This is a genomic window from Oscillospiraceae bacterium (assembly GCA_022483045.1).
In the GTDB taxonomy this organism is placed as follows: Bacteria; Bacillota; Clostridia; order Oscillospirales; family Acutalibacteraceae; genus Caproicibacterium.
Genome location: JAKVOA010000002.1, coordinates 325,261 through 342,612, shown reverse-complemented (window position 1 = coordinate 342,612; position 17,352 = coordinate 325,261). Strand labels below are relative to the sequence as shown.

17 protein-coding genes are annotated in these 17,352 nt (G+C 51.2%); 1 reads left to right on the top strand and 16 read right to left on the bottom strand.

The genetic code is table 11. The features are described from left to right. Nucleotides 1-27 precede the first annotated feature (27 nt). The 16 genes from LKE53_10500 to dnaA all read right to left on the bottom strand — a co-directional run bounded on the left by LKE53_10500 (nucleotide 28) and on the right by dnaA (nucleotide 16,916). Nucleotides 28-1,230: a nucleotidyltransferase family protein gene (locus LKE53_10500; GenBank protein MCH3973164.1), complete on the bottom strand. Its 1,203-nt coding sequence runs from the start codon at nucleotides 1,228-1,230 to the stop codon at nucleotides 28-30. Between the two features lie 260 nt (nucleotides 1,231-1,490). Then, nucleotides 1,491-2,054, bottom strand: coding sequence for a glycerol-3-phosphate responsive antiterminator (locus LKE53_10495; GenBank protein ID MCH3973163.1), 564 nt, complete (start codon nucleotides 2,052-2,054; stop codon nucleotides 1,491-1,493). 140 nt (nucleotides 2,055-2,194) lie between these two features. After that, on the bottom strand, nucleotides 2,195-2,539 hold the full coding sequence (locus tag LKE53_10490) for a DUF1667 domain-containing protein (GenBank protein ID MCH3973162.1): 345 nt from the start codon (nucleotides 2,537-2,539) through the stop codon (nucleotides 2,195-2,197). Then, nucleotides 2,536-3,798: an NAD(P)/FAD-dependent oxidoreductase gene (locus tag LKE53_10485; GenBank protein ID MCH3973161.1), complete on the bottom strand. Its 1,263-nt coding sequence runs from the start codon at nucleotides 3,796-3,798 to the stop codon at nucleotides 2,536-2,538. Before LKE53_10485 ends, LKE53_10490 begins: the two co-directional genes overlap by 4 nt. Beyond that, on the bottom strand, nucleotides 3,791-5,236 hold the full coding sequence (locus LKE53_10480; protein ID MCH3973160.1) for an NAD(P)/FAD-dependent oxidoreductase: 1,446 nt from the start codon (nucleotides 5,234-5,236) through the stop codon (nucleotides 3,791-3,793). The genes LKE53_10485 and LKE53_10480 overlap by 8 nt, the downstream gene beginning before the upstream one ends. Before the next feature lie 201 nt (nucleotides 5,237-5,437). After that, complete coding sequence (locus LKE53_10475; protein ID MCH3973159.1) at nucleotides 5,438-5,986, bottom strand: NUDIX hydrolase; 549 nt, start codon at nucleotides 5,984-5,986, stop codon at nucleotides 5,438-5,440. Then, the gene (gyrA, locus tag LKE53_10470; protein ID MCH3973158.1) at nucleotides 5,973-8,561 is read right to left on the bottom strand and encodes a DNA gyrase subunit A; all 2,589 of its coding nucleotides are present in this window, start codon (nucleotides 8,559-8,561) and stop codon (nucleotides 5,973-5,975) included. The genes LKE53_10475 and gyrA overlap by 14 nt, the downstream gene beginning before the upstream one ends. Nucleotides 8,562-8,666: 105 nt before the next feature. Next, nucleotides 8,667-9,332 (bottom strand): hypothetical protein, encoded by a 666-nt coding sequence (locus tag LKE53_10465; protein ID MCH3973157.1) that lies wholly within the window; start codon nucleotides 9,330-9,332, stop codon nucleotides 8,667-8,669. A gap of 119 nt (nucleotides 9,333-9,451) precedes the next feature. Continuing rightward, on the bottom strand, nucleotides 9,452-11,389 hold the full coding sequence (gyrB, locus tag LKE53_10460; GenBank protein ID MCH3973156.1) for a DNA topoisomerase (ATP-hydrolyzing) subunit B: 1,938 nt from the start codon (nucleotides 11,387-11,389) through the stop codon (nucleotides 9,452-9,454). A gap of 115 nt (nucleotides 11,390-11,504) precedes the next feature. Then, the gene (locus LKE53_10455) at nucleotides 11,505-11,807 is read right to left on the bottom strand and encodes a hypothetical protein (GenBank protein MCH3973155.1); all 303 of its coding nucleotides are present in this window, start codon (nucleotides 11,805-11,807) and stop codon (nucleotides 11,505-11,507) included. Further along, nucleotides 11,800-12,522, bottom strand: coding sequence for a hypothetical protein (locus LKE53_10450; protein ID MCH3973154.1), 723 nt, complete (start codon nucleotides 12,520-12,522; stop codon nucleotides 11,800-11,802). The genes LKE53_10455 and LKE53_10450 overlap by 8 nt, the downstream gene beginning before the upstream one ends. Next, nucleotides 12,519-12,818 (bottom strand): DUF370 domain-containing protein, encoded by a 300-nt coding sequence (locus LKE53_10445; protein MCH3973153.1) that lies wholly within the window; start codon nucleotides 12,816-12,818, stop codon nucleotides 12,519-12,521. Before LKE53_10445 ends, LKE53_10450 begins: the two co-directional genes overlap by 4 nt. After that, entirely contained in the window at nucleotides 12,778-13,911 is a 1,134-nt protein-coding gene (recF, locus tag LKE53_10440; GenBank protein ID MCH3973152.1) for a DNA replication/repair protein RecF, read from the bottom strand. The genes LKE53_10445 and recF overlap by 41 nt, the downstream gene beginning before the upstream one ends. Beyond that, nucleotides 13,908-14,123, bottom strand: coding sequence for an RNA-binding S4 domain-containing protein (locus tag LKE53_10435; protein MCH3973151.1), 216 nt, complete (start codon nucleotides 14,121-14,123; stop codon nucleotides 13,908-13,910). The genes recF and LKE53_10435 overlap by 4 nt, the downstream gene beginning before the upstream one ends. 54 nt (nucleotides 14,124-14,177) lie before the next feature. Next, nucleotides 14,178-15,299, bottom strand: a complete 1,122-nt coding sequence (dnaN, locus tag LKE53_10430; protein ID MCH3973150.1) for a DNA polymerase III subunit beta — start codon at nucleotides 15,297-15,299, stop codon at nucleotides 14,178-14,180. A 303-nt stretch (nucleotides 15,300-15,602) separates the two neighbouring features. Beyond that, complete coding sequence (gene dnaA / locus LKE53_10425; GenBank protein MCH3973149.1) at nucleotides 15,603-16,916, bottom strand: chromosomal replication initiator protein DnaA; 1,314 nt, start codon at nucleotides 16,914-16,916, stop codon at nucleotides 15,603-15,605. A gap of 259 nt (nucleotides 16,917-17,175) precedes the next feature. Here dnaA and rpmH point away from each other — a divergent pair, with 259 nt between their 5' ends. Then, on the top strand, nucleotides 17,176-17,310 hold the full coding sequence (rpmH, locus tag LKE53_10420; GenBank protein MCH3973148.1) for a 50S ribosomal protein L34: 135 nt from the start codon (nucleotides 17,176-17,178) through the stop codon (nucleotides 17,308-17,310). The last annotated feature ends 42 nt before the right edge of the window (nucleotides 17,311-17,352 follow it).

Sequence of the window (17,352 nt, the reverse complement as noted above, 5' to 3'; positions counted from 1 at the left end):
GGTTTTGCCCCCCGATGAGAAAAACATTTATTTTAGTCCTATCTTGTGAAGAAGATCAAATTCCTGCGATACCCTATCTGCTTCTTTGGGAAGGTCGCGGACACTTGCGAAAGTGTCTCTGCCTTTTCGTCTGCGCAGCCAGCGGACTGCCCGCTGAAAAAACGATAGTGGGTACAGAAACGGGTACTTTTTTAAGTAGGTGTATTCTCCCTGTAAATGGTTAATCGGACGAAAAATCCATGCACACAATAGATGCTTTGCGCCTGTTTTTTTGTGAGACAGCGCATAGTCTGTTTTGACAGCGAGCGACAGATTGCTGCGCCCAACATATCCGTATGTGCCCCCCGACAGAATCATTTGCTCTAAGCGCCTGTTTTGGAAAGTTTCTGTCTGCAAAATGTCGTCTGGAAGATTCACCGGAAACCACTTTGCAGTCAGCGCGAGCATTTCCCGCAGAAACCGGCTTAAGCCAAAAGTCTGCATCTGCTCCAAAACAATTTTCCAGTCTATCTGCATGCTGTACTGATCAAGGTACATGGCAAGATCCAAAAAAAAACGAATGCCGCAGTTCCCATAGTAAAAATGGGACGCCATGTGTAAAACCATCATTAGAAATTCAGCCGTTTCCGTCAGAAAAAACTGCTGAGAAGCTTCGGCCTGGCGCGCGCACTGCCATAGGTTTTGCAGAAACGGCCGGCATTTGGGATATAAGCGGCACAGGGATGGGAACAGCAGGGTATGTATTTCAAAAACAATTTCGTCTTTCTGATACTGGCTGCTGCTTTCCGAATGTTCCCCCGCCGCATAGCCGGCCTTAGCAAAAACAGATGCCGCCGCTTCCCGATCTTCGGGGTGAATGACAATATCCCAATCTCCCATTTCACGCAGTTCCGGAACCGGGTACGCCCTGCCAATGCGGAATCCTTTTACCGGCAGGCAGGGGATTTTCTGTGCTTCAAAGGCCTCTGCAATCTGTGAAAAAGCAAAGTTTTTTTCACACGTACGCTGCAAAACGGCCATCTCCACCCCGGTGCAGTACCGACGCTGGGCAGCTTCTAGGGTAGGGTCTAAAGAAAGAGCCTGGGCAGTCAACCCGATAACCGAATGCTGCCGCGCAAAAGACAACAGCTGTACATTTTTTACTGTTTCTGTACCGGAAGTTTTCTGCAAATACCCGCGCATCAGCAAAACAAGCGCCTGCAAAATTTTCTGCTGTGCTTTGGCTGCCATGTGTCAGTTTCCTCTCTCTACTGTTTTTGTATTTTTGGGTTCCCTTCTTTTTACATGTACATGTTATTTATATTATCGGAAGCCCCTGCTTTATGAACGATTCCGCAGCTTTCCGTATGAAAAGAAATCCCTGTATTTTCGCTCTAAAAAATCAAATTTAAAAAGGCACCCCGCAGACTTCGTTTGAAATCTGTGAGACGCCTTTATTCATCATAAAAATATCCGGCCGCGGCGCAAATGGTTTGTTTCTGTATGCAGCCCTACATGGCCCATACATCTGGGCAGGAAGTGGAAATAGCCACTGCTCCGGCTGCCATATTTGCCATCACTTCTTCTTTGGTGTGAATCAGGCCCCCGGTAATGACAGGAATGGAAACATTCTTACATAGTTCCCCAACCACGCGCGGGATAATGCCGGGCAAAATTTCGACAAAGTCGGGTTTGCCAAGCTCTAGCTGCGGGTACAGGCTTGTAATCGACATAGAGTCCAGGATAAATGCACGCTGCACAGTGAGCAGTCCACGGTGGCGCGCCCGCCGAATCAGGGTGGGGTGTGTGGAAATAATGCCGTCGGGGTGACAAATAGAAATTAGACCGTCTACCGCAATTTCTCTGGTGCTGAGTCCCTCTACTAAATCGACATGCACAACAGCCAGCTTTTGCGCTTCGTGAATCTTTTCTACACATTCTTTTACATCCATGACCGTTGAAGTCAACAGGAAAATAACGTCACAATCAGATTTCAGCGCATCCTGCAGGGCCCCTTCGGTTTTCACTGCCGCAATAACCGGATTGGCAATAATTCGTTCCCCTAATGCGTGCATTTATTTTCCTCCTATGAAAAATTATTTAAATTATTGTATCACATTCATAAATATAGTGCAAACTCAACAAATAAAGACCACTATGCAAAAGCACAGCGGTCTTTTACAGGGATTGGGCCTTTTTGTTGTAAGCTTTTTTATCAGATACTGCGTGTTGTCACAATATTGGCATCGGTGCCGCAGACATGCTCTATAACGACTGCACCGCCGGCTGCCGGCGCTTTTAAGTCGATATCGTTCAGCGCCTCCATCACTGCGGGTACCAGTTTTTTGGGCACTGCCTTGTCTGTTTTGACAGGGCAGCGGGGGTGAATGCCGCCCGTCACACGCACGGTGCTGGTAACAATGCGGGTAGGATTTGTAATTTCCTCTTTGCCGTAAGCAAGGCCGTTTGGGCACCCATTGCCGGTCACTTTATAATCATGTTCTTCATCTACCTGAAGATGGCAGCCCTTGGGGCAGCAGATGCAAATGACTTCTTTCATGATTTTTGTGCCTCCTCAGCCTGTACTGTCAGCGTATCCTGCGGGGCTTTTTCCAGCAGAACACGGGGCAGCGTGATATGTTCCATCTCGCCGGGGGTCATGCGCTCGCGCTTAAAGCGTGCGACAACAGTATCCCCACTCTTGACCACAATGCTGCTGGTACCGTAAATACGGCGTACACGGAAAGAAACTGTCACATTCTTGTCGACATTGCCCATGCGCACGCGCTGCGGCACCGTATAGCCAACTCCGTCGCCGACCTGCAAATTCAGTACGCGGCCGCTTTCCGGCTCGCCTTTTTCTACATATTCGGCAGCAGAAGCACCGGCCAATTCACTTTCACCGGAAACAAAGTCGACCAGGTCATGCACCTGTACCACATTGCCGCTGGCAAAAACGCCGGGGATACTGGTTTCCATATTCTCATAGACCACAGCGCCCTTTGTGTGCGGGTCCATTTCAATGCCGGCCTGGCGGGTTAGCTCATTTTCTGGAATCAAGCCAACGCTGAGCAGAATGGTATCGCAGTCAAATTCCATTTCGGTACCGGGAATCGGCTTGCGGTCGGGGCCGACTTTGGCGACGATTACCTTTTCAACACGGCCGTTGCCCTGGATATCCGTAATCGTATGGGAAAGATACAGCGGAATATTGAAATCCTGCAGGCATTGCACAATGTTGCGGGTCAGGCCGCTGGAGTACGGCATTAACTCGACACAGGCCAGCACTTTTGCACCCTCCAGTGTCATACGGCGAGCCATAATCAAGCCGATATCGCCACTGCCCAAAATCAGCACGCGCTTGCCCACCATATAGCCCTCGATATTGGCATACCGCTGTGCGGTGCCGGCGGTGTAAATACCGGCCGGGCGTGTACCCGGAATGCCGATGGCGCCGCGGGTGCGCTCCCGGCAGCCCATGCAGAGAATGACACTTTTTGCGTCAATAATGCGGTATCCCTCTTTTTTAGAAACACAATGTACTTTTTTGTCGGGGGTCACATCCAGCACCATGGTGTCCAAGCTGACCTGTACATTGGTGTCATTGAGCATTTTAATGAAGCGGCCGGCATATTCCGGGCCGGTCAGCTGCTCGCCGAAGCGGTGCAGGCCAAAGCCATTATGAATGCACTGGTTTAAAATGCCGCCCAGCTCCTTATCGCGTTCCAAAATCAGAATATTGCGCAGGCCGTGCTGATATGCCTGATATGCTGCGGCCAGGCCAGCAGGGCCGCCGCCAATTACAACCAGATCATACATGGTGTTTCCCTCCCTGCTTTGTTTCAGATTCCAGTACATAGCTGCCGTCGCGGTCCTGCAGAACCTGCAGCGGGTCTATGTGCAGCTCGCGGCACAGGATTTCAAGGACACGCGGTCCACAGAAGCCACCCTGGCAGCGGCCCATGCCGGCATTGCAGCGGCGCTTGACGCCGTCTATAGTTCTTGCGGGCACGTCGCTGTGAATGGCGTTGAGGATTTCGCCCTCGGTCACTGTTTCGCAGCGGCAGATGACGCGGCCGTACTCTGGATGCTCGTGCACCAGTTTTGCCTTTTCTTCCGCAGAAAGTTGCTTAAAGTGAATCTTTTTGCGGCCATCTTTGTAGTCTTTCTTCTTTTCCGGCAAGACGCGCTTTTTCTGGAAAATCTTAATGACTTCCAGTGCAATCGCTGCAGAGGAAGAAAGGCCCGGTGACTTGATGCCGGCTAAATCGATAAAGTTCTCTACATCCGGTGCCTCACCGATGATGAAGTCGCCTGTATCGACATTGGCGCGCACACCGGCAAAGTTGCGGATAGAGTCGCCAAGACTGAAACCCGGCACACTGCGGCGAGCAGTCTCTGCAATAAAGCTGAGACCTGCGGCGGTGCAGCCGCGATCTTCCGGCCCAACTTCTTCGGCATTCGGGCCTACAATCAGGTTGCCGTCAACCGTTGGCGAAACCAAAACGCCTTTGCCTACCTTGCTTGGGCACTGGAAAATGGTAGAGTGCACAAGCTCGCCCTCGTTTTTGTCCAGCACATAATATTCGCCGCGGGTCGGAATAATATGGAAGCTTGGCTTGCAAATCATGTTGTGAATTTTGTCGGAATAAACACCGGCAGCATTGATCACATATTTCGCCTCTACTGTATCACTGGGAATAGATACAGAAAAGACGCCGTCTTTTTTGCGGATGTTGGAAACCGGGCAGCTGCGGCGCAGCTCTACGCCATTGCGTACAGCGACCTCGATCATAGCCAGCGCGTACTCCCACGGGCTGATAATTCCGGCGCTCGGCGCCCACAAAGCACCCTGCACCGTCTTGGAAAGGTTCGGCTCACGCTGCAGAGTCTCTTCTGCAGAGAGCAGATGAATATCCGGCACACCATTTGCAATCCCATTGTCATACAAATGCTGCAAATGCGGCAGTTCCTCTGGAGAAAGCGCCAGTACCAAGCTTCCACAGATCTTATATGGAACATCCAAACGGTCACAGATCTGCTTTGCCAGAGCAATGCCATCAACATTCAGGCGTGCCATGCTGGTGTTGGGTTCTGGGTCAAAGCCTGCGTGTAAAATAGCGCTGTTGGCCTTTGTAGCACCTTCGGCAACGTCATTCTCTGCTTCCAGCACGACCACTTTCATGTCGTAGCGGGAAAGCGCATAGGCAGTTGCGGCACCAACCACGCCGCAGCCTATGATTGCTACATCGTACATATAGATTTCCTCCTGTCTTTGATAGGATTTTGCCTTTGTGTCGCAAAAAAAAGAGCAAAGCAAACAAAGGCGAAGCCCTTGCTCGTTTTGCTCTTTCTCTAAAACAAACAATTTCGGTTGCTTATATCATACAACATACAATACAAAAAATCAATAAAAATCTGCAAAAAAATAAACTTTTTCACAAAACAAGCGTTTTCTTTACAGTTTTCCGTCTCTTACAAGCTGCGCAGCGCGCAAAATAACGACCTGTGTCTTTGCGTCCCGAATCTCGCCGCGGTCAATCATTTCAAGTGCCCGGACAAGCGGAACGCGCTCCACTTCCAGAAATTCGCCGTCATCTAAGTGCTGGCTGCCCTGAGAAGTAATGCGGCAGGCAAACAAATGCAGCTTTTCATTGGTGTAGCCGGGGGAGGGGTACAGCACACCGAGCGGCACATATTGGTCAGCCGCCGTCCCGGTTTCTTCTTTCTGCTCCCGTTTACAAGCTTCCAGCGGGTCCTCACCGGGGTGGTCCAGTTTGCCGGCGGGCACCTCGATCACCGCTTCCCGGTACGGGTAGCGGAACTGCGTAACCAGCAGAACTTCGTTTTCTGCTGTAATTGCCGCTACACAGACGCCGCCCGGGTGGTCAACGCATTCCCGGGTGGAAATGCTGCCGTCCTGCAGCTGTACTTGATCGACGTGCATTTGCAGAATGCGGCCATGATACACATCTTTGCGCTTCAGTGTTTTCTCAGTCTGTATCATTTGTTTTCCCCTCAGCATTTGTGGATTCGTCGGGTTTTTCTGTATTTTCGTCGTCTTCGTCCGTCTGTAGGTCGTCTTCCGATTCTTCGTCTGCATCATCATCATTGTCCGGCAGGGCATCAGTAGGTGTATCGTCTTCGTGTTCAGTGCGGGCCAGCGTGATGACCTTATCGGTGCCGGTCAGGCGCATAACCTTGACGCCCTTGCTTGGGCGCGCACAAATGCGGATGGAATCGGCGGGAATTCGGATAATAATACCCTCTTCAGAAATTAAAATGATATCATCTGTCAGGTCTACGACCTTAATCGCCGCCACACAGCCGTATTTGTCGATATGGTAGTTTGTCAGGCCCTTGCCGCCGCGGTTCTGCATGCGGTAGTCCTCAATGGGCGACAGCCGACCAAAGCCGGTCTCGCTGACGGTCAGCACCCGGCCGCCCTCGCGCAGAATACTCATGCCGACAACATAGTCGCTGTCTTTCAGCGTGATGGCCTTTACACCGTGTGCAACACGCCCCATAGGGCGCACATCATTTTCGTTAAAGCGAATTGCCATACCCAAATGGGTTGCAACCAGCAGCTCATCATCACCGGTCGTCAGACGCACCCAGCACAGTTCATCACCCTCATTGAGGTCAAGCGCAATCACGCCGCCTTTACGTGCGGTGTTGTAGGCTGAGAGCGGGGTGCGCTTGATAATACCGTTGCGGGTAACCATGCACAGGTAACTTTCATCGTCAAATTCCGGTACGCGAATCATGGAAGTGACGCTTTCGCCCTGTGAAATCGGCAGCAGGTTGGCAATATTGACACCTTTGCTGGTGCGGCTGCCCTCTGGCACTTCATAGCACTTCAAACGGTAGACCCGGCCAAAGTTTGTAAAGAACAGCACATAGTCGTGGCTGCCGCAGACAAACATTTCGCTCGCGACATCTTCATCGCGGCGGGTCATGGCGCTGATACCGCGGCCGCCGCGGTTCTGCGTATGGTACGTGTCAGCTGCCAAGCGCTTGACATAGCCAAAATTGGTAAGCGTGAGCACGCACTCTTCCTCTGGAATCAGGTCCTCAATATCGACCTCGCCGGAAACAGAAACAATTTCTGTACGGCGCTCATCCGAAAACTTCTTCTTTACGTTTTGGGCATCTTCCTTGATAATTGCCAGCACACGCTCTTCATGCGCCAAAATATCACGCAGGTCGGCGACTTTCGCCTCGATAGCGGCCAGCTCTTCCTCCAGCTTTTTGCGCTCCAAACCAGTAAGAGCACCCAAAGGCATCTGTACAATAGACTGGGTCTGGATATCGTCCAAGCCAAAGCGCTCGGTCATGCGTGCACGCGCGGTCGCGCGGTCGCGACTAGAACGGATAATGGCAATGATTTCGTCGATGTTGTCGACAGCAATTTTTAAACCCTCTAAAATATGTGCGCGGGCCAGTGCTTTTTTCAGGTCAAACTTTGCTTTGCGGGTAATAACATCTTTCTGAAAATCGACGTAATACTCCAGAATCTGCTTTAAGGTCAGCAGCTTTGGCTCGCCGCCGTAATTTTCGTGTGCGCCGACAATTGCCAGCATATTCACACTGAAAGTTGTCTGCAGTTGAGTATAGGAATACAGCTGATTGAGCACAATCTGCGGGGAAGCGTCCCGCTTAAGCGTAATCAGAATATGCATGCCGTTTCGGTCGGAATGGTCCTCAATATTAGAAATGCCGTTGATACGCTTATTTTTGACCAGGTCAGCCATGCTTTCAATCAGGCGCGCTTTGTTGACCTGATAGGGCAGCTCGGTCACAACAATGCTGAAGCGGCCATTCTTTTCCTCCACAATCTCTGCACGGGCGCGCACAGTAATGCGGCCGCGGCCGGTAGCATAGGCGGCGCGGATTCCGGCACGGCCCATAATAATGCCGGCGGTCGGGAAATCTGGGCCCTTAATGTGCTCCATCAAACCATCAAGAGTAATGTCGGGGTTGTCAATCAGTGCACAGACGCCGTCAATCACTTCCCCCAAGTTGTGCGGCGGAATGTTTGTCGCCATGCCGACAGCAATGCCGGTGGAGCCGTTGACTAAAAGGTTTGGAAAATGGCTGGGCAGCACTTTGGGTTCTTTGCGGCTGTCGTCGAAGTTTGGCCCAAAGTCGACGGTCTCTTTATCAATATCGCGCAGCATTTCGACAGACAGCTTGCTCATACGGGACTCTGTGTAACGATAAGCAGCAGGCGGGTCGCCATCAACAGAGCCAAAGTTGCCGTGGCCGTCGACCAGCATATAGCGCATGGAAAAGTCCTGTGCCAGACGCACCAGTGCGTCATACACCGAGGCATCACCGTGCGGATGGTACCGGCCCAGTACATCGCCCACGGTGGTCGCGCACTTTTTATAGGGCTTATCCGGCGTAATGCCGTCCTCATACATTGCATACAGAATGCGGCGGTGCACCGGCTTCAGGCCGTCGCGCACATCCGGCAGAGCACGCTGTACAATGACCGACATAGAGTACGCCATGAAGGATTTCTGTACTTCTTCCTCTAAGTCGACATCAATGATTCTCTGGTTATTTTCGTTTTCAATCTCATCCATGAAAGGATTTCCTCCTGTGCGCAGCTGTACACGGCAAGCCGCCAAAAGCTTTTTGGGGCAGAGCCGCGGTTCTTTCTTTTATCCCGCGAAACAATTTTATCGGACGGATTTTCCTTTGCTTCGGCATGTACCGACCCGAAGCATTGCCTCAACGTCCGCTAAAACATCCGGTTCCACGCTGCGCAGCGGTAATACCAGCAAGTGGTCGCGGTCGATCGGGCCCTTTGTGCTGTAAAGCAGAAACAGGCCTTTTTCATGCACCCGGGTAAAAGAGCCGTCCAGCGGAATGGTGATTTTGCTGCCGCCATGTTCGCCCTCAATAACATCCGGGTAAATTTTTAAAATGTATTTTTGATGGTCATTGTTTTTCTTCGCGTATCTGCGAATGGAAAGCCGGGGAAAAACAGCCGTTACGACACCCAGTGCTGCAAACAGCACGGCAAACGCCAGAGAAGCGCCCGATAAATGCAGGCAGAACCAAACCACGTAAAAGGCAGCCGCCGCAAAGGAAAGCACAGAAATGCCCCCCAGTAAAAGCCGGTTTGTGCGGGTCATGCCCACCCGCAGGTAGGCCCGGCAAAGTTCTTCATCGGTCAGCGTATAGCTGATTTTTACAGCTGTCAGGGTTTCATCAAAAGCTTTGGCGTCCTCATCGGGCACCATTTCTGCTTCGCTGCCGTCCCATCGGATACCGTCGCTGTCGTCGGCCTGTTCCTCCGGTTCGGGAGGCTTCATCGCTTCTTCCATTCGTTTTTCACTCATACTGCGTAACTCCTTTTTCAGTTCTCCAGCCTAAAGATTGGGCAGGCGGATATAAAATAATTATACCAGATTTTAAGAAAAATGAAAACACCTGCCCGCATCCAAAGCCGAAAAAGGCGTTAAACATCCAGGTTTTCCGCGTATTTCGCGTTTTCCTCAATATATTGGCGGCGCGGCTCTACTTTGTCGCCCATCAGTACGGTAAAGGCGGCATCGGCAGCGGCGGCGTCCTCTACTTCTACACGGCGCATAATGCGTGTGTCGGGATTCATTGTAGTTTCCCACAGCTGCTCTGGGTCCATTTCGCCCAGGCCTTTGTAGCGCTGCATTTCTGTCTGGCCCAGCTCTGCCATCAGTTTTTCACGCTGTGCGTCCGTATAGGCATAATAATGCTGCTGATTTTTAGTCAGGCGGTACAGCGGCGGCTGTGCAAGGTAGATGTGTCCTTCCTCGACCAGCTGTTTCATAAAGCGGAAGAAGAAAGTCAGCAGCAGAATACGGATATGCGAGCCGTCGACATCAGCATCGGCCATAATGATGATTTTGCCGTAGCGCAGCTTGGAAATATCAAATTCCTCACCAATACCCGTGCCCAGTGCCGTGACAATCGGCATTAGTTTTTCGTTGCCGTAAACTTTATCGAGCCGCGCCTTTTCGACATTCAGCATTTTGCCCCACAGGGGAAGGATTGCCTGAAATTTGCGGTCACGCCCCATTTTGGCAGAACCGCCTGCGGAGTCGCCCTCGACGATATAAATTTCAGTTTCGTCGGGGTCGCGGCTCTGGCAGTCTGCTAATTTTCCGGGCAGGCTAGCGGTTTCAAGTACAGATTTGCGGCGCACCAGGTCGCGCGCTTTTCGTGCGGCCGCGCGAGCGCGGGAAGCAGCCAGTGCTTTTTCAAAAATAGATTTTGCAACCGCCGGGTGTTCCTCAAGGTACGTGGAAAGTTTGTCGCCGACAACCGAATTGACCAAGGTGCCAATTTCGGTATTGCCGAGCTTTGCTTTGGTCTGGCTTTCAAACTGGGCATCTTTTACTTTAATGCTGACAATAGCGGTTAAGCCCTCGCGCACGTCGTCGCCGCTCAGGTTTTCATCGCTGTCTTTCAGCAGATTGTGCTGGTGCGCGTAGGTGTTCATCACGCGAGTCAAGGCGCGCTTAAAGCCCTCGACATGGGTGCCGCCGTCAGTGGTGTGCACGTCGTTTGCAAAAGACAAAAGCACCTCACTGTAAGAATCCGTGTACTGCATAGCAATTTCTGCAGTGGAGTTGCCATCTGGTGCAACCGCGGAAAAGTGGATTACATCGGGGTGAACAGCCTCTTTGTCTTTATTGATAAACTCGACAAAACTGGAAAGTCCGCCTTCGTAGCAGTAGCGGTTTGAAATTAGATTTTCCGGGTCGCGCGCATCTGTCAAAATGATGTTGACACCGGCATTTAAGAATGCCTGCTCGCGCAGACGCTTCTGCAGAATATCATAGCGGTAAACAGTCGTATCGCAGAAAATATCAGGGTCCGCCAAAAAGCGCACGTTGGTACCGCTCTGGCCGGGCTCTGCATCGCCGATGATTTTTAAGTCACAGGCAACCTTTCCTTTTTCAAAGCGCTGAAAATAAATTTTTCCGTCGTGGATTACCTTGACCTCCAGCCAAGAAGACAGCGCATTGACAACCGAAGCGCCCACGCCGTGCAGGCCGCTAGAAACCTTGTATCCGCCGCCGCCAAACTTGCCGCCGGCATGCAGGACGGTATAGACAACTGTCAGCGCGGGCAGGCCGGTTTTGTGTTCGACACCCACCGGAATGCCGCGGCCATTGTCGGTGACATTGATAATATTTTCCGGCTCGATTTTTACATCAATGCGGTCGCAAAAGCCGGCCAGTGCCTCATCGACAGCATTGTCGACGATTTCGTACACCAAATGGTGCAGGCCGCGCTCGCCGGTAGAGCCAATGTACATGCCGGGGCGCTTGCGCACCGCTTCCAGTCCTTCCAATACCTGTATTTGGTCCGCATTATATGTTTCCTCTGCATGTGTTACCTGATTGATCTTCAAAATTGCAACCTCCTGTGGGAAACCCGCCTGTAACCGGGGCCGCCGCCTGTGCGCCGGCCTCAATTTTTATTTCTGTATCTGCGGTTTCTTTTGTCTTTGTATGTAAAGCCATTTTTCAGGATAAATTTTTGCGAAATACAACTGTCCAGCCGCGCAAAAACCACAGCGCAGCTGCAAAAGCCGCTGTTAAAAGCCAAACTGCCAGTATTGGCACGCCAAAGACCAGCAGAAAGAAATCAGCCGCACACATGCCCGCAAACAAAAGCCAAAACAGCACAAGCCTTTTTTTGCTGCGGCAGGCCATCGTCTTTTTCCCGCAAAATGGGCAGCTGTCTGTCTTTTCCTGTTTTGCGCGCAGGCGCTCTGCCAGCGAAAAATGCGCGCCGCACCACGGGCAGCAGGCAGGATTTTTACTCATGTTTTTCCTCCTGATTTTCCCCAAGAGGTGCGCGGTAGGCGCGATATCTTCCCTCTGGCGCTTTTGTTTGCGGTTTCTCATAAAACACAGGGTGTGCCTGCTGTGCCACATTCTTTTCCAATTGCTGCACGGCCTTTTGCGGCGAAACTTCCTCCTGCCTGCTGCGCAGCGGACGCTGTGCGGCGGGACGGCGACTAACGTGGTCCATCATAATCGTCGGCTCCTCATTTGGTGCGGCAGTTCTCTGCTGTCTGCGGTAGGCCGGCCGGTCGTACAGAGAAGGTACGCTCACGGTCGGCTCTTCTGCGCCGCTGTCTGTCTGTGTGCCTTCAAGAGATGCCGCATACACCTCATCACTGATGCCGCCGGTAATGCTGTTTGGCGCACGGTGCCCAATGGGCTTGCGCTTAATAATTGGGCGTCTCAGCTCCACATAAAATGGCGAAAGAAGATAAAAAAACAAAAATGGGAGAAAAACGAGCAGGGGAGAATACCACGAAAAGCGGCGGATAAAGATTTCCTCTATCAAAAGAATTGCTGCGGAGGTAAGCACAAGAACCACCGCCAGGCGATAGATTGCGTAATTGAGATGAACATTGGAAATACCACGGCACTTTGTGCAGCGGTACTCACCCTGATCTTTCAGTACAAAAGCCATCAGGGGATTTACCCGTTTTCCGCAGTATGGGCAGCACGGGCTTTTTCGTTTGGTCATTTTATCAGCTCCTGTCTGTCAGCATTTACATTTCTCAGTTCTTCCATAAAACCTGCGCGCTTGAGCAGGGTAGCAGAACCAATCGGTGTAATATACACGGTCTCGCGGCCATCTGGAAAGCAGCACAGCACAAAGCTTTTTGGCATTTCCATTGACACATTGACCACATGTCCCTCTTTTTCGCTTTTTGCAAGGTATGCCCGCGTAGAAGCAGACAGAGTAGATTTTTCCATATCAAAAATGCCCAGAATATCTTCACTGCGAATGACGGTCTTCTGCCCCAAGTGCAGATACATGGCTGTCTCCTTTCTGTTGTGCCGGACCGGCAGGGACAATGCGCCCCTCTTGTACCTGAAACAGACCGCCGCCGCGCAGGACCTGCGCCTGTGCCGGCTCGCAGCAGGTAATAAAGACCTGGCATTCTGTCAGGTGATTCAGCAGATAATCCTGCCGGGTACTGTCCAGTTCACTCAAAACGTCGTCCAGCAGAACCGCCGGCTTTTCGCCGGTGCACTCCTCTAAAATACGCGCCTCGGCAAGCTTCAGCGCCAGCACAATGCTGCGCTTCTGCCCCTGTGAAGCATAGGCGCGGGCCGGGCTGCCGTCGAGCAAAATTTCTATGTCGTCCCGGTGCGGGCCGGCACCGGTAAACCCCTGCCGGATATCTTTCTTCTGATCTTTCTGCAGAGCTTCTGCAAGATTTTCTGCAGAAGCGGCATAAGAAAGCTGGAGCTTCTCTTTTCCATGGCTCAGACCCGCATAAACAGAATCGGCAAATACAGAAAGGCGCTCAAGATAACTTTTACGCTGAAACACGATTTTTTCGCCATCCTGTACCAGACGCGAATCCCAAACCGGCAGTGTATCGGCAAGCTCCCAATGGCGCGGAATGTCCTTTAGAAGCGAATTACGCTGGGAAAGTGCACGGTGGTAGCGGCTCAAAAGCCGGGCATATCCGGGCTTTATCTGACAAAGGGCCGCATCCAGAAAACTGCGCCGGTTTGCGGGGCCGCCGCGCACCAGAGAAAGGTGTTCCGGCGAAAAAATGACCGCATAGACATGCCCCACTAGTTCCCCCGGAGAGCGCAGCGCAATGCCATTTAAAAAGGCCTGCCGCCGCCCGCCCCCAATGCGGATTTCAGCGGACTGCTCCCGCTCTTCGCTGTAATAGGTGAGTTTCAGCTGGGCACTACTCTGCCCGCGGCAGGGCAGCTCGCTGTCTTTTGCGCCGCGAAAACTGCGCCCGCCGGTAAAAATCCACAAGGCCTCAAGCAGGTTGGTTTTTCCTTGAGCATTCTGCCCCCACAGCACATTGACCCCCGGCTGCGGGGTAAACTGTGTTTCTTCCAAATTGCGGTAGCCGCGGCAGAAAAGCGAAAGCAGCCTCACCCTGCTACCTCAAAAGAACGGCCGGCATAGGCTGCAATATCGCCCGGGCGCAGTTTTTTGCCACGCATTGTACAGACTTCACCGTTTACCTGCACCTGCCCACCCTGAATCACATATTTGGCGCGGCCGCCAGTATCTACGGCACCGGCCATTTTCAGCAGGGCATCCAGGCGAATATAGGGCGTACTGATTGTTATAATTTCCCTATTCATATAGTTTAATCCTTTTTCTCGTGATATTTTATCGTAACTGCGCAGGAAAAGCGCTTATTCTTCTTCTTCTGAAGCTTTCAAACGGACCGGCAGAACAAGGAACAGAAAGCTGTTGCCCTCGGTCGGCAGTACTTTCATAGGTGAAAGCGGACCGTTCAGCTCAATCTTAACCTGGTCGCCCTCGGCATTGCGCAGGGCATCAAGCAGGTAATGGTTATTAAAGCCCATTTCCACATTCTGCCCGGTCAGCTTTGCAGGGAATTGATCGCTTGCGCGCCCAATCGGTGTATAGCTGGAAAGGCGGACGCTGTTTTCCTCAAAAATGCAGCGGATAGGGCTTTTCAGCCGATCAGTAATCAAAAGAGAAACGCGCTCGACACTGTCGATGAAGTCGCTGGTCTTTACCAGGATTGTTGTGCTGTTGGCCTGTGGAATTGCCGCACGGTAATCCAAAAACTCGCCCTCAAGCAGCCTTGCAATGACCGTATAGCTGCCAATCATAAACAGAATGTGGCGGCTGCCAACCTGCAGCGTGCAGGCCTCATCGCTGTCCGGCAGCAGTTTGCTGACTTCCTGCAGGGCCTTACCCGGCACTACAAAAGAGAGGTTCTGCTCTTCGCTCTGCACTCGTTCTTCGCGGATTGCCAAACGGTAGCCGTCTACACTGATCAGGCGGATTTTTCCATCGCCGATTTCAAACAGGGTGCCGGTGTGAATTGGCTTGGCATCGCTTTCGGCTACAGCAAAGATTGTCTGGCGAATCATTTCCTTGAGTACACAGCCAGGCAGCTGAATGCTGCGCTCACCGGAAACATGCGGCAGTTCCGGGTACTCTTCTGATGGAATGCCGACAATGGAAAAGTTACTCTGCCCGCTTTGAATGGTTGTCATGTTGCGGTCATCGGTTTCAATATGGACCCCGGCGTCAGGCAGACGGCGTACAATATCGCCGAAAAGCTTGGCAGAAAGTACAACGGTACCCGTTTCTGTAACACTTGCAGCGATTTCGGTGGTCATGCCGAGCATTTCGGCATCATAGCCGCAAAGGAAAATACTGTTTTGCTTTGCCTTTAATAGAATACCCTGCAGTGCAGGGATGGAACTTTTGGCAGATACAGCGCGCTGCACATTTAATACAGCCTCTGTCAGCTGCTGGCGGTCACAGGTAAATTTCATAAGAAGGCAGCCTCCTGATTACTTAGAGTATAATTTGAAAAGAATAGATTTAGAGATATTAGTAGGGGATCCTGAAAAGTGGAAAGAGGCAGAAAAGCCCGAGATACTCGAAAAAAAGCGGCAGATTTTCTAAACATGTGGCAGTTGATGCTTTGTCTAAAAGAATTGACCATTTCCACTTCTCAACTCTCTGTTGAAAACTCGGTGGGGAAAGTTGAAAACAAGTTGAAGAATAAACTTAAATTTATACACTGCATACATGAATTTATATACATAAAAATGAATACAAAAAGGCATAAAAAATTACCGGTCGCGGATGTTTTTGATAATATCCTCGACAGTTGCGCGCATACGGGGATTTTTCTTGATGTTTTTTTCTACCTGCTGAATCGCATAGACGACCGTTGAGTGATCGCGTCCGCCAAATTCTGTGCCAATGCGTGCCATGGGCATTTGCGTGATTTCGCGCACCACATACATAGCCACCTGGCGGGCATTGCTGATATTTGCGCTGCGCTTGCTTGAGCGGATGTCTTCGGGGGTGGTGCCAAAGGTGCGGCTGACTTCTTCTATAATTTTTTCAATGGTGACCGGCACAGGCTGGTCGTTGTTGATGATGTCGCTGATAGCGGCCTGGGCGGTATTGATATTGAGCGGGTAGCCGTTGAGCAGATGATAGGCTTTCATCTTTTTTACAGCGCCCTCAAGCTGACGAATGTTGTTTTTCAGCCGGTTTGCCATATATTCAGTTACACTGTCGTCCAGCTCAATTCCCAGAAGCTCAGCTTTGCGCTTGATGATGGCAATGCGCGTTTCAAAGTCCGGCGGCTGGATATCGGCTGTCAGGCCCCACTCAAAGCGGGTGAGCAGGCGCTCTTCCAGGGTAGCAATATCTTTTGGCGGCCGGTCACTGGTCAGGACAATCTGCTTTTTCGCTTCATATAAGGTATTGAACGTGTGAAAGAATTCCTCCTGGGTAGAGTCTTTGCCAGCAATGAACTGAATATCATCTACCAGAAGCACGTCTGCATTGCGGTAGCGGTTGTGAAACTCGGCTGTGGTGCCTTTTTGAATGGCATCGATCAGTTCATTGGTAAATTCGTCTCCCTTAATATAGACAATGTCCATGTTGGGGGTGTTCTTTTTGATTTCATTGCAGATGGCGTACAGCAGATGGGTCTTTCCCAGGCCGGAGTTACCGTAAATAAACAGCGGATTATAAAGCTCGGCGGGTTTGGTCGCCACAGCCATGCTGGCGGCGTGGGCAAACTTGTTGCTTGGGCCCACAATAAAAGTATCAAAGGTATATTCGTAGTTTTCTGTGTTTTCCGGCTCTTCTGCAGCTTTTTGCGGGGCTAGGTCTTCTTCTGTGCGCAGGTCTATTTTTATGTCTGATGTGCCAAACACCTGCGCAAAAGCTTCTTTGATGGTATCAAGGTAATAGTGCGTAATTGTCTTTCGGTGAAAGTCATTTGGCACTTTCAGCACGGCGGTCCCGCTGGAAAAGTCCAGGTTTACTGGCTCTATGCGGGAGATCCAGGTCGTATAGGCAACTTCTGTAATTTTGGTTTTGCAGTAGTCGCAGATAAGCCCCCAGGCCTCTGTGAAGGAATCCATGTATGCAGCTCTCCTCTGTACGTCAGCAGCAAGGGCCGAAGCCCTGCGCTTATTTAAATCATTTAAATAATATTCTGTTTCATTGTAGCATAAAGTGGTACCTTTTGCAATGAAGCACGCAGACAGAAAACACGGCTGAAACACAGAAAAAATTTCACTTTTTTGCGGCCTGTAAACAGATACTGCTTGACAGGCTCGGCAAAAATAAGCTATAATGCTAACTTGCAGAGGTTTATTCCGAAAGGAGGGTTTCTTACCTATGAAAAGAACTTATCAGCCTAAAAAGCTGCATCGTCAAAAGGAACATGGTTTCCGCAAGAGAATGTCTACTAAAAACGGCCGCAAGGTACTTGCACGCCGCAGAGCAAAAGGCCGGGCAAGCCTGACCTACTGATGAAGGCAACTAAGGGCCACCGCTTGTGTGGCCTTTCTTTGT

Coding starts and splice junctions, on each gene's coding strand:
- LKE53_10500 (MCH3973164.1), bottom strand. CDS start 1,230: ATGGCAGCCAAAGCACAGCAGAAAATTTTGCAGGCGCTTGTTTTGCTG.
- LKE53_10435 (MCH3973151.1), bottom strand. CDS start 14,123: ATGAATAGGGAAATTATAACAATCAGTACGCCCTATATTCGCCTGGAT.
- LKE53_10455 (MCH3973155.1), bottom strand. CDS start 11,807: ATGAGTAAAAATCCTGCCTGCTGCCCGTGGTGCGGCGCGCATTTTTCG.
- rpmH (MCH3973148.1), top strand. CDS start 17,176: ATGAAAAGAACTTATCAGCCTAAAAAGCTGCATCGTCAAAAGGAACAT.
- LKE53_10495 (MCH3973163.1), bottom strand. CDS start 2,054: ATGCACGCATTAGGGGAACGAATTATTGCCAATCCGGTTATTGCGGCA.
- LKE53_10480 (MCH3973160.1), bottom strand. CDS start 5,236: ATGTACGATGTAGCAATCATAGGCTGCGGCGTGGTTGGTGCCGCAACT.
- dnaA (MCH3973149.1), bottom strand. CDS start 16,916: ATGGATTCCTTCACAGAGGCCTGGGGGCTTATCTGCGACTACTGCAAA.
- LKE53_10485 (MCH3973161.1), bottom strand. CDS start 3,798: ATGTATGATCTGGTTGTAATTGGCGGCGGCCCTGCTGGCCTGGCCGCA.
- LKE53_10490 (MCH3973162.1), bottom strand. CDS start 2,539: ATGAAAGAAGTCATTTGCATCTGCTGCCCCAAGGGCTGCCATCTTCAG.
- dnaN (MCH3973150.1), bottom strand. CDS start 15,299: ATGAAATTTACCTGTGACCGCCAGCAGCTGACAGAGGCTGTATTAAAT.
- LKE53_10465 (MCH3973157.1), bottom strand. CDS start 9,332: ATGAGTGAAAAACGAATGGAAGAAGCGATGAAGCCTCCCGAACCGGAG.
- LKE53_10475 (MCH3973159.1), bottom strand. CDS start 5,986: ATGATACAGACTGAGAAAACACTGAAGCGCAAAGATGTGTATCATGGC.
- LKE53_10445 (MCH3973153.1), bottom strand. CDS start 12,818: ATGTATCTGCACTTGGGGCAGAAGACCGTCATTCGCAGTGAAGATATT.
- LKE53_10450 (MCH3973154.1), bottom strand. CDS start 12,522: ATGACCAAACGAAAAAGCCCGTGCTGCCCATACTGCGGAAAACGGGTA.